This is a genomic window from Hyphobacterium vulgare (assembly GCF_042643335.1).
GTDB lineage: Bacteria > Pseudomonadota > Alphaproteobacteria > Caulobacterales > Maricaulaceae > Hyphobacterium > Hyphobacterium vulgare.
Genome location: NZ_JBHRSV010000003.1, coordinates 26,698 through 41,349, shown reverse-complemented (window position 1 = coordinate 41,349; position 14,652 = coordinate 26,698). Strand labels below are relative to the sequence as shown.

The 14,652-nt window shown below is 59.0% G+C and carries 11 protein-coding genes and 2 pseudogenes; 7 read left to right on the top strand and 6 right to left on the bottom strand.

Going from position 1 to position 14,652, the window contains the following annotated elements; genetic code table 11:
* Positions 1–4: 4 nt before the first annotated feature.
* From ACFOOR_RS04905 to ACFOOR_RS04885, 5 genes and pseudogenes are all read right to left on the bottom strand, one after another.
* Positions 5–223 carry a hypothetical protein gene (locus ACFOOR_RS04905; protein ID WP_380213916.1) on the bottom strand — a complete coding sequence of 73 codons (219 nt, stop codon included), beginning with the start codon at positions 221–223 and terminating at the stop codon, positions 5–7.
* A gap of 216 nt (positions 224–439) precedes the next feature.
* A pseudogene (locus ACFOOR_RS04900) lies at positions 440–1,442 on the bottom strand (transposase).
* A gap of 95 nt (positions 1,443–1,537) precedes the next feature.
* Complete coding sequence (locus tag ACFOOR_RS04895; RefSeq protein ID WP_343164784.1) at positions 1,538–3,052, bottom strand: phosphomannomutase/phosphoglucomutase; 1,515 nt, start codon at positions 3,050–3,052, stop codon at positions 1,538–1,540.
* A gap of 22 nt (positions 3,053–3,074) precedes the next feature.
* Positions 3,075–3,692 (bottom strand): hypothetical protein, encoded by a 618-nt coding sequence (locus tag ACFOOR_RS04890; RefSeq protein ID WP_343164785.1) that lies wholly within the window; start codon positions 3,690–3,692, stop codon positions 3,075–3,077.
* A gap of 5 nt (positions 3,693–3,697) precedes the next feature.
* A complete protein-coding gene (locus ACFOOR_RS04885; RefSeq protein WP_343164786.1) occupies positions 3,698–4,999 on the bottom strand; it encodes a UDP-glucose dehydrogenase family protein in 1,302 nt (433 codons plus the stop codon).
* Between the two features lie 150 nt (positions 5,000–5,149).
* Between ACFOOR_RS04885 and ACFOOR_RS04880 the strand changes: the two genes are divergently transcribed.
* From ACFOOR_RS04880 to ACFOOR_RS04850, 7 genes are all read left to right on the top strand, one after another.
* The gene (locus ACFOOR_RS04880; protein ID WP_343164787.1) at positions 5,150–5,992 is read left to right on the top strand and encodes an ABC transporter permease; all 843 of its coding nucleotides are present in this window, start codon (positions 5,150–5,152) and stop codon (positions 5,990–5,992) included.
* Positions 5,993–5,996: 4 nt separating this feature from the next.
* A complete protein-coding gene (locus ACFOOR_RS04875) occupies positions 5,997–6,731 on the top strand; it encodes an ABC transporter ATP-binding protein (RefSeq protein WP_343164788.1) in 735 nt (244 codons plus the stop codon).
* Positions 6,732–7,562: 831 nt separating this feature from the next.
* Positions 7,563–8,063: a siphovirus Gp157 family protein gene (locus tag ACFOOR_RS04870; RefSeq protein WP_343164789.1), complete on the top strand. Its 501-nt coding sequence runs from the start codon at positions 7,563–7,565 to the stop codon at positions 8,061–8,063.
* Positions 8,063–9,178: a DUF968 domain-containing protein gene (locus ACFOOR_RS04865; RefSeq protein ID WP_343164790.1), complete on the top strand. Its 1,116-nt coding sequence runs from the start codon at positions 8,063–8,065 to the stop codon at positions 9,176–9,178. Before ACFOOR_RS04870 ends, ACFOOR_RS04865 begins: the two co-directional genes overlap by 1 nt.
* Positions 9,179–10,183: 1,005 nt before the next feature.
* Positions 10,184–11,512, top strand: a complete 1,329-nt coding sequence (locus ACFOOR_RS04860; protein ID WP_343164791.1) for a site-specific DNA-methyltransferase — start codon at positions 10,184–10,186, stop codon at positions 11,510–11,512.
* A complete protein-coding gene (locus tag ACFOOR_RS04855) occupies positions 11,509–11,910 on the top strand; it encodes a DUF5681 domain-containing protein (RefSeq protein WP_343164792.1) in 402 nt (133 codons plus the stop codon). The genes ACFOOR_RS04860 and ACFOOR_RS04855 overlap by 4 nt, the downstream gene beginning before the upstream one ends.
* Positions 11,891–13,351: a phage terminase large subunit family protein gene (locus ACFOOR_RS04850; protein WP_343164793.1), complete on the top strand. Its 1,461-nt coding sequence runs from the start codon at positions 11,891–11,893 to the stop codon at positions 13,349–13,351. The genes ACFOOR_RS04855 and ACFOOR_RS04850 overlap by 20 nt, the downstream gene beginning before the upstream one ends.
* Before the next feature lie 54 nt (positions 13,352–13,405).
* Here the strand turns inward: ACFOOR_RS04850 and ACFOOR_RS04845 are convergent.
* A pseudogene (locus tag ACFOOR_RS04845) lies at positions 13,406–14,000 on the bottom strand (integrase core domain-containing protein); the annotation flags it as partial.
* Positions 14,001–14,652: the final 652 nt, after the last annotated feature.

The following is a 14,652-nucleotide window of genomic DNA, read 5'->3' as shown; positions in this document are numbered from 1 at the left end:
TTGCTCAGTGTTTCCAGCCCCGTCGCCGCCTCGGCATAGAACCGCAGCTTCGGGGCGTTGCCGAGGGCCGCAGATGAATGACCCGCCCCAAAGCGAGCGTTAACCGCAAGCCGTCGGTGGTGACCCGGCCGGCCAGCATCTCGGCGCCGAAATCGGCGAGAAAATCCGCCTGTGCCGTTGCATCGGTCCTGTTGTCCTTCGCTTCGGTCAGGGCGATGGGCATGTTCGGCTTATAGTAGCCGACATTCCCCAAGTGGACTGCCTTCTGATTGCAATATCGTCATAGGCGGCCTGTTGGACAAGCATTTTACGCCTCGAGCGGCTTCTTCGGTCGAGCGGACTGCTGGAACTGGGCGGATCATTCCGCGAAGCCACGGTGTTCTGGCTAGGCGGTGGTGTTTTTTCAGCGCAGCGGGCAGACCTGTCCTGCCGGTTTCGTTTAGTTTGAGTCTGGATCGCGGTCATGCTCATGAGGGGGCGCTCGAAGACGGCGGATGGCGGCGAGGATTGCACGGAACATCGGGCCGGTGACGGCGACCTCGGCCAGCTGGAAGGTGATGGCGCGGGCGTGGCGTTCGACGCGCTTTGATCTTGATCAGCTTGAGCTGGAGGCTGCTCAATGAACAGTCGGCCATGGCTTCGGGCAACTCGATGCAGCGTAAGAAGGTGGCCAGGTTGTAGGCCAACGCGTGCAGTTGCAACCGCGCCTCGTTTTCACGGAACTTCCGGCATTACAGCCACGTCCAGCGAAAGGCACCCTTGCCTTCCCTGATGTGCCGCTCGGCGGTGCCGTGCTAGTTGTGGAATCGTGCGACCCAGTCGGGATTAATCGAGAGGTTGGTGACGATGAAGCCGACGCACGGGAACAGCTCGCCCGGGTGCCATTCGATCTTGGCGATCACCTGGCGCTCCTTGTCCCAGGACGCTGCCTGATAATGGAAGTCCTCGAAGAACCGTTTGACCTTGGTCAGCGAAGGTCGCCCGAAGGGCCGTGTCGGCCGTTGCGCGATCTTCTCACCCAGGACAGTGTTGGCGGGCAGCCGGATGGCGTAGAAGAATCGGGCTTCTTCCAGTCGCTCTTAGATCGCGGGGATTGCGTAGGCGGCATCAGCTTGGAAGAACCGGCCGCCAAGGTCGCGCTCCGCGTAGCGCGCAATGACGGGGTCGAGGGCCAGCCGGTCGGCATCGTTGACATCCTCGTATCCGGCCAACCGGCCGAATACCGATTGCCGGAACAATCCGTCGAGACGGTGGATCGTGTTCTTGCCGCGTCGGGTCTCGCGTGGGGCTGTTGCCGTCAGATCGGACAATCCGAGCGCGTGATCGAGTTCCCGCATCACCGGCAAGTCGCCGTCCGAACTGATCTGCGCACCCCGGAACTCCACCCGTACTCGGCGGTCGAAATCGACCCGATCCAAGCTCTCACCCTTCAGGTGATCCAACAAAAAACGTCTCTCGTGGATGACAACCTAATGATTTACATGAGAAATACCAAACTCAGGACAGCGATATCAGCGATTTACTTGGGGGCTTTGGGCTAAATTTGCTGATCAAAGTCTCCAACGGCCTTTTGAGAACTCAGGCGCGCCTGGATGTCGGCGAAGATCGCCTTCATGTCGTCGGGCGAGGTCATGCTCTCGACCACGATGACCAGGTTTGGGGTATTCGACGACGCGCGCACCAGCCCCCAGGACCCGTCCTCGAGGATGAAGCGGACCCCGTTGACGGTGATCATTTCTGCGATCTTGCGGCCGGCGATCGTCTCTCCGGCCTCCATGGCCCTGGTGTAGGTCGCCACGATCGCGTCGACGACATCGTACTTCTCCTCGTCGGTGCATTTCGGCGACATGGTCGGCGAGGTGAAACTGACCGGCAGTTCGCGGCGCAGGTCGGCCATCGATTTCGACGGTACGGCGTCGAGCATCTGCAGGACCGAGCGGGCGGCGACGATGCCGTCATCATAGCCGCGGCCGACCGGCGGCTGCATGAAGAAATGGCCGGACTTCTCGAAGCCGGCGAGGGCGCCAGCCTCTTTCGACTTCCGCTTGATGTAGGAATGGCCGGTCTTCCAGTAGAGCGTCTTCGCCCCGTTCTGCTTCAGCACCGGGTCGGTCAGGAAGAGTCCGGTCGACTTCACGTCGACGACAAATGTCGCCTCGGGAAAGCGGCCGGACAGATCGCGCGCCAGCATGAGGCCGATCTTGTCGGCGAAGATCTCCTCGCCCTCATTGTCGACCACGCCGCAGCGATCGCCATCGCCATCGAAGGCCAGACCGAGATCCGCGTCATGTTCGAGCACGGCGTCGCGAAGGACGTGAAGCATCTTCATGTCCTCCGGGTTCGGATTATAACGCGGGAAACTATGGTCCAGCTCGCAGTCGAGCGGAATCACTTCGGCGCCCATCGCTGCCAGCGCCTGCGGCGCGAACGCCCCGGCAGTGCCGTTGCCGCAAGCGGCAACGACCTTCAGTTTGCGGGTCAGGCGGACTCCGTCCGACAGATCCGCCAGATAGCGTTCGGCGACGCCCTCGACGCGCCGGTAGGCCCCGCCCGCGCGGGTGATGCCCTGGCCTTCGAGGACGATCTCCTTGAGCCGACCCATCTCGTCCGGGCCAAAGGTCAGGGGCGGCTCCACACCCATCTTCACCCCGGTCCAGCCATTGGAGTTGTGACTGGCCGTGACCATGGCGACGCAGGAAATACCGAGATCGAACTGCGCGAAATAGGCGGTCGGCGACAAGCCGAGCCCGATGTCGTTGACCTCGATCCCGGCCGACATCAGGCCGAGTTCGAGCGCCTGCTTCACGCCGAGCGAATAGGCGCGGAAATCATTGCAGGTGACGATGCGCGGCTCGATTCCCAGTTCGTGGATCAACGTGCCGAGCCCGAGACCGAGCAGTTGAACGCCATAGAGATTGAGTTCCGGCTCCCGAGGATCGGCCGGATTCCCGAACCACCATCGCGCGTCATACTCGCGAAAGCCGGTCGGCTTGATCACGGGACGGGTCTCGAAATCCCAACTGTTGGGCCGGGCGGAGGCGAGCGGCTTCATCTCTCAGTCCTTTCGATCGGGATCATTCATCAGTGTCGAGAATGCGCGCCTCGATACGGCGCACGAGGACTGGTCGCTCCAGCCCGTCGAGATCGGGCCAGATGCCAATCCATTCCTGGTCGTTGGCAACGACATGGGGGGGAACAACGAATACGAAGGAAAACGTTTGCCAGTCCGTATCCAATTGCGCGACGTGCCGGGGCGAATCTGCTGCGTCCGTTGTGAAGTACGACATATAGGCTTGGTCGTGATCGTCTTGCAGTGCGCGCATCTCGATCGTGACTTCGACGCTGCGACCAATCACATCTTCCTCAAAGGAACGGGGCAACAAAAGCCCGACTCCCGCAGACAGTGTTCCGGCGCGATCAAAAGTGGCATTCGCGGTAATGCGAGCCGCATGTTCGGTCGGCGCGTATTCTGACTCAGTGCCGGGGCCGGGTACCAGCCCTGCTAGCGCTTCGTCCTCAATGACCAGATGGCGTCCGTCGAAACTAAATCCGCTGGTTTCAGTTTCTCCTGACAGAGCAAATATTATCACACCCAGGACAAAAATGATCGTCACGACATAAAAGACCGGGTCCGAGGCCAGGACCCAGAGGTCAAAGCCCGGGGTCTTGCGGCTGTCGTCGGAGTTTTCCATCCCGGTCAGCGACCGACGCTGGTATAAGCGAAGCCGCGCGCGGCCATGTCTTCGGGTCGATAGATATTGCGCAGGTCGACGACGACCTTACTTTTCATATGCTCACCTAGCCGGTCGAGATCAAGGGCGCGGAATTCATTCCATTCGGTGATGATGACCAGCGCATCAACACCCTCAGCACACAGATAGGGTCCAGAACAGAATTCAACGTCCCTCATCAGGCGCTCGGCTTCGACGATTCCGGCCGGATCGTAGGCGCGTATCTTCGCGCCGGCGGCCTGCAGCGCCGGGATGATATCGAGCGAGGGCGCATCGCGCATGTCGTCCGTATTGGGCTTGAAGGTCAGGCCCAGAACCGCAATCGTCTTGCCCTCGGCGTTGCCGCCGAGCGCCCGGACGACCTTGTCAGCCATGGCACGTTTGCGGGTGTTGTTCACATCGACTGTGGTCTCGACGAGCTTGAGCGGCGTGCCCGCCTCTTTCGCGGTCTTGGTCAGCGCGAGCGTGTCCTTCGGGAAGCAGGACCCGCCATAGCCGGGGCCGGCGTTGAGAAATTTCGAGCCGATGCGCTTGTCCAGACCGACGCCGCGGGCGACTTCCTGGACGTTGGCACCCACCTCTTCGCACAGGTCCGCCATCTCGTTGATGAAGGTGATCTTCATGGCGAGGAAGGCATTGGCGGCGTACTTGATCAACTCGGACGTCCGGCGGCCGGTGAACAGTAGCGGCGTCTCGTTGAGATAGAGCGGACGGTAGAGTTCCTTCATCACCGCCTGGGCGCGGTCGTCCTCGGTGCCGACAACAACCCGGTCGGGACGCTTGAAATCGTCGATCGCCGCGCCCTCGCGCAGGAATTCGGGGTTCGAGACGACCGAGAAATCCCCGTCCGGGCGGCGCTCGCGAATGATGCGTTCGACCTCGTCGCCGGTACCGACGGGGACGGTCGACTTGTTCACGATCACCGTATATCCGTCCATCACCGAGGCGATTTCCTCAGCGGCAGCATAGACATAGCTCAGGTCCGCGTGACCGTCGCCGCGGCGCGACGGCGTCCCTACGGCGATGAAGACGACATCGGCATGCTTCACCGCGTCGGACAGGTCGGTTTCGAATTCGAGGCGTTCCTCGCGAACAGTCCGCTGGACGAGAAGATCGAGGCCCGGCTCATAGATCGGGATGCCCCCGCCGCGGAGCATCGCGACCTTCTCTTCGTTCTTGTCAACGCAGGTCACATGGTGCCCGAAATCGGCAAAACAAGCCCCGGAGACGAGGCCGACATATCCGGTTCCGATTATCGCAACGCGCATGCGGCAATCCTTTCTTTCTTATCGCCCGCCTATAGACCGACGTTGCGGAGATTGCCACCACCTGTCATGTCGTATAGCCACCTTTTCTGAAGCGGCCGAGCAGGTTTGACGGTTCGCCGCGCAGATTGGCGGCCATCGGAGTTAAGGGGTATGAGCATCGCGCCTCAGTCTTCTCGGTCACGAATGCCTGCGCCCGATCGAACGAGCCCGGTGAACGGGTCAACCCTGTCGGATCTGATATCTGGAGCGCGCAGGTTCGAGCTTTGGATTGCACTGTCGCATGATGACGTCCGTTTTCGGTTCAAGCGAACGGCACTCGGACTGGCGTGGATCACAATCTCTTATCTGGTTTTCGTCGCGGCAAAGGTCATTATCTTTGGAGCGATCGCCCCACAACCTACCGCCTGGTTTTTGCTCTATGTGGCATCTGGTTTCCTCGCCTGGACGTTTCTCAGCGGAAGCATTCTCGACGCCTGCAATGTGTTTGTTACATCGGAAAATTGGATACTAGGACTCCAACTCCCTTTCTCTCTTTATATTTTTCAGAATATATTCAGGGAAGTAATATTCTTTATTTATAGCTCCATCATCGTTCTAATCGCGTTTATTTTTCTTCGGTGGGAACATGTCGCTCAGATCGTCTGGGTTCTGCCCGCGTTCTTGGCCTATATCCTGAACGCCGTGGCGGTGAACATGTATCTCGGGCCCCTTTGCACGCGATATCGAGATATAACACAGATCATACAAGCGGGACTGCGGGTATTGTTTTTCCTGACTCCCCTTGTCTGGACGCCGGAGCAAATCGGCGAAGTTGCCAATTGGCTTTGGTGGAATCCTTTCGTCTACATGATTGACATCTTCCGCGCACCATTGGTGGAGGGGGTCGTTCCGGTCCAGAGCTGGGCGGTGGTCGGGGTTGTCACTGCGATTAACCTTGGTTTGGGGTGGGCTGCATTTTCTTGGGCTCGCAACAAGATCCCCTATTGGTTTTGAGCCCATGACCCGGATCAGCCTTGATCAAGTCAACGTCCGGTTTCCGCTGTTTGCCATGAAGGCAGGTGCCGACGCTGGGGCAGGGATCGGCCGGCTTGTGGCACGTAACAAGCAAGCCGAGGTCCATGCGCTTGAGGATATCTCTTTCGAGCTTAACGAAGGTGATCGCGTCGCCTTAATCGGGCGAAACGGGGCAGGCAAAACCACCTTGCTCAAGGTTCTTGCCGGAATTTTTCAACCTCAATCGGGCATTGTGAAGATTGAAGGTCACATCGGCGCCCTTTTATCGCTCGGCTATGGGGTGCGCATTGACGCGACCGGACGACGAAACATCCTTCTTCGCGCGATGATGGCGGGCTTATCTCGCCGCGAGGCGGAGGAACGCGTTGATGAAATTGCCGACTTTGCAGAGCTTGGTGATTTTATAGATCTGCCGCTTCGGTCGTATTCCTCTGGAATGATGATGCGGATCAGCTTCGCGGTGGCGACCGCGTTTCAACCAGAGATCCTGCTTCTCGATGAGACGATCGGCACGGGCGACGCGAAGTTTATCGAAAAGTCGAAGCGTCGCATCGACACATTGATCGAGGATGCCGGCATTGCCGTCATCGCAAGCCATAGTCCGGATTTCGTGTCCTCAATGTGCAGCAAGGCGGTATGGCTGCACGAAGGGCACATCGTTCGAATTGGCGATCCGGATGAAACCTACCAAGATTACCTTGCTTCGCTTGGTGATTGAGGATTTCTGGGGCAACTGGACGGCAGCAACCTGAAAGAGAGTTACCAAGCGCAACCGGCCATGCGGACTCTGCGCCTCTCGATCGGCAAGAATCAAATTCCCATAAGAGATTTCGGCTTCGCGAAAGCGTTTGCTGTCATCGGACGCCTTGACGGCACACGTCGTTGGTAGCTTAATGTGGTACCGCTCGACTGCGACGGGGTTTCGAGTTTGAGCGACTGCCGGTAAGGCTGGGGAAAGCAACATGGTTTCGTCGAAAGTGTGCGTCCGCGCCGACGCAACGGATGCATTTCTTTTTGAGATAAATGTCTTTCTGAGCCAACTTGAGGCTGTGAGCTCTGATTGCCTGTTTATTTCACCCGAGCGCGATACCGATCAAGTCAAAAAAACCTTTCGCTTAAGAGCGGGCCGAAACGAAACCCTTGATCGATGCATTGAGCATCTGAACGAACGGGGTCTTTGCGTTCGCGGCGAACCCCACCTGATTGAATAGCCCGGTACCCATTTTGCGATTCTGAAATCTCATTCGATCAACAACAACGAATGCCAGAACGAACGGGAACTGACCTGCTATCCTTGCTTGCCTCGTTAGTTTCGAGGGGCAGGGACTTTCATAGGATATAGTTTTGAGGGCTGGCGAGCGCACCGAGTAGGGCGTCAAAGCCAGCAGCGCTTCCTGGCAAGACTCATTTCTCACTTTCTTGGTGTCTCGTGTCGGAGACACGCTGAAAGCATCTGCGCTGTACATACTCACATCGATGTCGACTTCAGACTCTTTCCGAGCGGTAGCTGGTCCCTGCGAACCCACCACACAGGGAGTGGATGAAAAAGATGTTTGATATCGCAACCGAAACAGCCCGCCACAATTGGGTGAAACAACGCCTCATCGGCGAACACCCTGATCTCGACGAGGAAACGCTCGCGGATACGCTGGAAGGCCTCACCGATCTTAATGAAGTTATTCTCGCTGCGCTTCGTTCCGCACTCGACGACGAAGCCCATTCGGAAGCCCTCAAAAGTCGGATCGATGATTTACGAGCGCGTCTCGAACGGCTCACAGAACGCGCGAAGACCAAACGGCGCATCTGCGCGGAAGCCATGGAGACATGCGCCATCTCCAAAATCCTTGGTGCCGATCTGACCGTTTCGTTGAGGGCACGGTCGAAACGGGTCGAGATCCTCGATGAAGCGCGCCTTCCCGAGACGTATTGGAAAGTGCCCGCCCCGGTGATCGATCGACGGTCGCTAGGAGATGCCCTTAAGAGCGGCATCACGATCGACGGCGCAACACTCGTTGAGGGCGAAGCGACCCTGTCGGTGAGGGTCCGCTGATGGCGATCGATAGCAAAACCCGAAACAATCTCCGCCACTCAGGTAAGGCGGCAATCGATCCCGATGCCGGACCACATGAGGCCTGGCGCGCGATCGACGCAGCGAACAGGATATTCGGCGCAGATGGATGGAACCGCGAACTCGTAGAAATGCGCTGTGCGGCGACGCGTGAGAGAGAGGGTCTCGTCACAACAGCCTATGTTGCAAAGGTCCGCGTTTCGCTAACGGGCGACGCAAATGGCGGCTTTCGCGACGCGCAGGGGTGCGGTGAAGGAAAAGGAGCGACGCCCTTCGAAGCCCATAACAAAGGGCTAAAGGCGGCTGAACTTGATGCCACGGTACGCGCCTTGGCGGCGTTCGGTCGCCCGTTCGGAACGATGCGACTTGCTGGTCATTCCGCCAACCGGCGTCAGCCGCGGAAATCTTCCGGCATAGCTGGCGAAGCCAGTTCCAACGCAGACGCCTCTGAAACTGGCGACGGCAATAAAGTGACCTCGGCGGCCACGCCCATACCCAGCAGTGAATGGGAAGAAAATCCGGCCGTCTCGGACCCAGCCGAAGGGAGACCATCTTCCGACTCGTGTTTGCCCTCAGACTTGGGCGGAGACAACGGATCCGATGCGAGGTTCGACCGCGCTGAAGAAGCCCCCAATCGCGCTAGAAGCTTCACAGGGACGAGCCACTCTTCCGAGGACCCGAGCACAGAGGGGCCCAACCACACCGCTCGCGCGAGCGCACAAGCTGGTCGTGTCAGCGGTATGCAAACCAACATCGTGCGAGCCCGCGATCTTCTTCCTACACTTAACCAGGGCTCAGGCCTCCTGCTTCCAAAACAAAGACGGTTAAGGGTGCCAGCGCACCTTGCCTACGTCAGGGGCGAGCCTTGTCTCATCTGCGGCCGGCAACCGAGCGATGCGCATCACCTCCGGTTTACCCAGCCACGGGCAATGGCAAAGAAGGTATCTGACGAGTTCACCGTGCCTCTCTGCCGCCGGCACCATAACCTTCTGCACCGCGACCCCGATGAAGCGGAATGGTGGGCGGCGCACGGTGTGGATCCCATCGAGGCAGCGGAACAGCTTTGGAAGGAGAGCCAGGAGACGGTCGGGCCATGAGCAGCAGCGCCAGTCAGCCCGGAGAAAGCCCGCGGGAAAAGGTAGTCGCCGTTCTCGAGACGGGGATTGCGAGGACGGCATCTGCCTTGGCAGCCGAACTTCGCTGGCGAGCAACGTCGGTTCGAGGACTGATCTCAAGGATGCGCCGGGAAGGCGTCCCAATCAAAACCTGCCAGAAGCGGCGGAACGCGCCGGCCGTGTATTCGGTGCAGTCAGCAACGATCGACCACTGATCGCGCCTGTCGAAGACGCGATGGCAGCACTGGGATACATGACAGACCGTGAGTTCGAGGCAGTCGTGGCAAGCGTACGAGCCCAAAGGGAGTTGGGTTTTTACGGTCGACGCGAGCAGGTCCGGGGAAGAGACGATGGGGAGGCGGACAGAACGGTGAGATGACGGTGCAACCGGGCGACGTGTTCATCTCTCGCCAAACCGTCGTCGAGGTTCTCGCGGCTTGGTGACACGACTACATCGACAGCCAGTCCACTCATCACTGAACAGTCTCGCGCCTGCAGCGCTCCTGTTGCTCGCGCTATCCGTCCGCTCTGTTCTCTTCACGCTCGGCAGGCCTTAAACCATCCCGAATGAAACGCTCAGACTCTTGAAATAATTGAGGTATGCCGGAGCCGCAGGGCACATTTTTCGCCGTTGCGAGAGGGGCGCCTTCCGTACCACATTTAGATCGTTGGTGCCTTAACCGGCACTCTCGACTACGCTCGAAGATTGACTGATAGACGCCGAATCAAGCAGTTTCATGCTCGTCTGCACGGTAAAATATGGCTTGGATGCCGAATTGAGCGAAGCTACAGTTGGAAGCTAGACCGCCAAGCCGCCGAAGCAGCGTGAATTTTTGTCCGGGATGGGTCCAAGGATGGACCGAGCTCCGGAGCGCTGTGAGCCAAGGATGGCCCGGTTCTCCTGGAGCAGCATGAAACCCCCATCAGCGGACGCGGAATCAACGCGTCAGCGTCCTCCGGAACCGGGAGGACAGGGAGTTTTGTGCTATGAAGCCCGCTTTAGCGGACTCGCGTTTAATTGATGTGGATTTCGAGGCGCTCCGGCCGTTCCCCAACCACGCCCGAAAGCATGATCGGGCCAAGGCGAGGAGCCTGACCCGATCCATTGACGCGCTAGGTCTCGTCGATCCGATTATCATCGATGAAAACAATGTGATCTTGTCAGGACACTTACGGGTTACGTGCTGCCAGAAGCTCGGACACACAACGATTCCGGCCATCCGCGTCACGCACCTCAAACCTCACGAAAAGCGTGTTTTTGTCATCGCTGCAAACCGGTTTCCCGAGCGAGGGGGGTGGGATCGCGAGCTTCTCCAATTCGAAGTCAGCCAACTTCTTGAATTTGCTGATGAGATCGACATCGAAGCCACGGGCTTTGAGATCCCGGAAGTCGACATGCTTCTCGCGGATGACCCCGATCAACAGGCCGATTCGTCCGATGACGACATTCCAGACCCACCCTCCGAACCGGTGACCCAACCGGGAGATCTCTGGGCGCTCGGAGACCACCGCGTTCTATGTGGTTCGAGCCTCCTGAAAGCGAGCTGGGACCGCCTAATGGACGGGGACAAGGCAGGGCTCTGCATCACCGATCCACCCTATAATGTCCGTATCAAAGGCCATGTAACCTCCAAACGCCATAGCGAATTCGCGATGGCGTCGGGGGAGATGAGCGCGGCCGAATTTAACGCTTTTCTTCAGCAGGGGCTGGGTTTGGCCGCCGCCTTCTCGCACGACGGGGCGCTGCATTTTATCGCAATGGATCACCGGCATATGCGCGAGCTGTATGCGGCGGCTGACCCGATCTACTCCGAACAGCTCAACCTCATCGTCTGGGCGAAAACAAATGCGGGGATGGGGTCATTCTATCGATCTCGCCACGAACTTTTTGCGTTGTTCAAAGTTGGCGCGGCAGCGCACGTCAACAATGTTCAGCTGGGCCGATTCGGTCGGAATCGCTCGAATGTCTGGACCTATCCCGGCGCCAACACATTCCGCAAAGGCCGAGACAAAGACCTCGCCGACCATCCGACGATCAAGCCGGTGCAATTGTTGGCCGACGCCATCCTCGATGCCTCGCGTCCCGGCGACATCGTGATCGACGGATTTGGCGGGTCGGGGTCGATCATTCTCGCAGCAGAACGCACCCAGCGTCGCGCCCGAATTATCGAAATCGAACCGAAATACGTCGATGTCGCGATCGCCCGCTGGACGGTGCTCACGGGAAAACAGGCCAGGTTGCTCAATAGGGCAGAACCCCTCGCCCTTCCCGCGCCTACCCCTCGCCTTACCCACGACTCCGGGGGACGGTCATGAGCGACTATGAAGTTGGCTACGGCAAGCCCCCGAGAAAGAGCCAGTTCAAACCCGGTCAGTCAGGCAATCCGAAAGGCCGGCCAAGAGGACGGAAAAGCTTTTCAACTATCCTCGTCGCGGAGCTGTCAGAACGCTTAATCGTGAAGGAGGGCGGCAAGACTCGCCGCATGACGAAGATGGAGGCAGTCGTCAAACAGCTCGTGTCGAAGGCGCTCAAGGGCGATCCGCGAACACTGGCGGAACTCCTGCGGCAGATCAAGATGCATTTGCCTGATGAGACCGGAGACGACGCACACGCTCTTCCGGCAAGCGAGTCGGACCTCGCACTCCTTGAGGACCTGATACGTCGCTCCACGCGAAAGAATGCGGGAGGCGATCATGCCGATCGAGGCGAGTAAGGCGGCCGTCTATGCCGCGGCGCGGACGGACTTCAAATCATTCGTTCGTCTTGCCTTCCGATGGGTTCACCCCGGGGTTCCATTCGCGGATAATTTCCACATCGACGCGTTGTGTTTCGAGCTTGAACGCGTGCGCTCCGGAGAGACCCGACGGCTCGCCATCAACCTTCCGCCCCGAACGCTCAAATCGTTTATCGTATCGGTTGCCTGGCCGGCCTTTTTGCTCGGCCAAGACCCGTCCAAGAAGGTTTTCGTCGTTAGCCATAACGAATCACTGGCGCTGGAGCACGCGGTACGCTTTCGAGCGCTGATGGATCACCCCGAGCTGAAAACGGTCTTCCCGACCCTGAAGCCGCAGCCAACCAAGAACGCCGAATTCCAGTTCACGACCTCGAAACTCGGCGGGCGAACCAGCCTCACCACCTTTGCCGGTGTCACGGGCATGGGGGCAGACGTTATTATTCTGGACGACCCCATTAGCGCGCTCGACGCCGCCAGCGAAAAGGCCTGCAACAAGGTGGCGCACTGGATCAAGCACACCCTTTCAACCCGGTTCAACAACATGGCGACGGGTGTCATGATCTGTGTCATGCAGCGACTATCTATATGGGACCCGCATTCCCAACTTACGCAGACGGGGAAATGGAGAAAGCTGATCCTTTCGGCCAAGGCGACTGCAACGGTAAACGTTCAGACGGGTCCCGACATCCATCATGAATGGAAAAAGGGAGAGCTATTGCACCCCGCCCGCCTTCCCCAGTTCGTGCTGGACGAGACCGCACAAGACCTCGGCGCCCACCACTACCAGGCTCAGTTCATGCAAGCGCCTTTGCCAGCGGGCGGAGGGCTGATCGATGTCAACAAGTTCAGGACTTATTCCGGCTTCCCCCGGAAGACAGCCGACTCCCATCTCATAAGTGTGGACTCTGCCGGGGGCGGACCGACCGCCAAGTCCTATTCCGTGATCATGGTTTTCGCGGTCTTCGATGGACACCTTTATCTGCGCTACGTCTGGCGGAAACGCGCCGACTTCGTCGAGCTCAGATCGCAGACCATGAACGCGATCAACCGCTTTCGGCCGGCGGACGTCCTCATTGAGAAGGCGTCGACGGGAATTGCGCTGGCCGCAGAGGTCCATAATCTTCTTCAAAAACATCAGAGCGATGGAACGGGGTGGGGAGCTAGGCTCCATCCTGTGAACCCTACGATATCCAAGGAAGCGCGGTGGGCGCAGGCCAGCCTACTGATCGCGCAAGGCCGACTGCATATCCCAGCCCCGAACGAGATGTCGTGGGTCGACCCCTTTGTCAATGAATGCCGGACATTCCCGGAAGGTGCCAATGACGACCAGGTAGACGCTCTGTCCCAGGCACTTTACGGCTACCGCAGGCTCTATGATCTCGTGGGCGAGTCGAAGGTCACCCTCATTCCCATGGGCTGATGACCGCGGCAGGGCTGGAAGGCCTATTCTGAGCTGATGACCCAGCCCCCCATCTCAGCCGTATTTATAAATCTGCTCTCCCTCTTGCGGGACTGAAGCCAGGACGGGCAGCGTAAGTCCCGACGCATTTCTTGTCTTCGTCGTCGTTCGAAAGCCGATGGGGCTGCGTGGACGGTCAGTGTTGTAATCGACCCGCCAGACCTCAAGCTGCGGGGCCTCGCCGAGAAAAAACCGGTGCTCGTTCAGGCAGTCGTCCCTGAGCCGGCCGCTGAAGCTCTCCACGAACGTTCTGGGTAGGTTTTCCCGGTGCGATGTAGTGCCATTCGACACCGCGCTCCTTCTGCGAGCGCAGGATAGCGTGGCTGTTCAGCTCAGTGCCGTTGTCGCTGACGATCATTCGGGGCTTTCCGCGCTGTTCGATCAGGCGGTCGAGTTCGCGTGAGACCCGGGCACCTGAGAGCGAAGCGTCGACGACAACCGCCAACGCCTCGCGCGTGACGTCATCGACCAAACAAGGCTTTCGGTAGCGCCGGCCGTCAGAGGCGGTATCCGATACGACGTCGAGGCTCCAGCGGCTGCTCGCTCCCGCGGGCAACAGGACCGGCCGCCGTGTTCCAACAGCTCGTTTGCGCCCCCGCCTTCGGCGAACCAGATATGAAGGCGGCTGGCCTGTCTTACCCCCAGTCGTCACCATGAAGGGTTCAAGGCCCCCCGCTCCTCGCCGGCATTGACCTGCGAAGCAATACCGCCCCGCAAGAGCCAGTCTTGAATCGCGCTTCGTCTGCCTCGGGAATCCACTTCGTCAAAGGGACTGAGGGTTCAAACTCGCGCTCTTTTTGGACAGAACTGAAAACGCATCGAAATGGCACCGCATCCGGATTTCTGGCCGATCCGCTCCCAGATGCTCCACAAAAATTCCCTGATATTCGTCATAGGGAAAAAGCGCTAGACGACGATTTTTTCCAGTGACTTACGGGATGGATACTGGCGCTGAATAGGGTAAATTAGCGCAATTACGCTGTTTATTCAGCCTTATCAGGGAAATGGTGCCGTTCCGGACGAAACCCGGGCGGAAGAGCAGAATAAGGACCGTCCCTCGATGCCATCCGAAGGGAAAAACAACCGGGCAGACATACTCTTCGTGGTCGATGCGGGCCCACAAATTGGCCTCGGCCACGCCAGTCGTTGTTCAGCGCTCGCGAGCGAGCTAACAGCCAGGGGGTTGGTCGTAGAAGTTCAGAGCGCCGACCCTGCCATGGCTCAGAGGGTCGTCTCACTTCCGGTCGGGGCGTATGAGGACC

What these genes read in the sequence shown, in the direction of transcription:
- ACFOOR_RS04855 (WP_343164792.1), top strand. Translation starts at nt 11,509, where the DNA reads ATGAGCGACTATGAAGTTGGCTACGGCAAGCCCCCGAGAAAGAGCCAG.
- ACFOOR_RS04890 (WP_343164785.1), bottom strand. Translation starts at nt 3,692, where the DNA reads ATGGAAAACTCCGACGACAGCCGCAAGACCCCGGGCTTTGACCTCTGG.
- ACFOOR_RS04875 (WP_343164788.1), top strand. Translation starts at nt 5,997, where the DNA reads ATGACCCGGATCAGCCTTGATCAAGTCAACGTCCGGTTTCCGCTGTTT.
- ACFOOR_RS04905 (WP_380213916.1), bottom strand. Translation starts at nt 223, where the DNA reads ATGCCCATCGCCCTGACCGAAGCGAAGGACAACAGGACCGATGCAACG.
- ACFOOR_RS04895 (WP_343164784.1), bottom strand. Translation starts at nt 3,052, where the DNA reads ATGAAGCCGCTCGCCTCCGCCCGGCCCAACAGTTGGGATTTCGAGACC.
- ACFOOR_RS04865 (WP_343164790.1), top strand. Translation starts at nt 8,063, where the DNA reads ATGGCGATCGATAGCAAAACCCGAAACAATCTCCGCCACTCAGGTAAG.
- ACFOOR_RS04860 (WP_343164791.1), top strand. Translation starts at nt 10,184, where the DNA reads ATGAAGCCCGCTTTAGCGGACTCGCGTTTAATTGATGTGGATTTCGAG.
- ACFOOR_RS04880 (WP_343164787.1), top strand. Translation starts at nt 5,150, where the DNA reads ATGAGCATCGCGCCTCAGTCTTCTCGGTCACGAATGCCTGCGCCCGAT.
- ACFOOR_RS04850 (WP_343164793.1), top strand. Translation starts at nt 11,891, where the DNA reads ATGCCGATCGAGGCGAGTAAGGCGGCCGTCTATGCCGCGGCGCGGACG.
- ACFOOR_RS04885 (WP_343164786.1), bottom strand. Translation starts at nt 4,999, where the DNA reads ATGCGCGTTGCGATAATCGGAACCGGATATGTCGGCCTCGTCTCCGGG.
- ACFOOR_RS04870 (WP_343164789.1), top strand. Translation starts at nt 7,563, where the DNA reads ATGTTTGATATCGCAACCGAAACAGCCCGCCACAATTGGGTGAAACAA.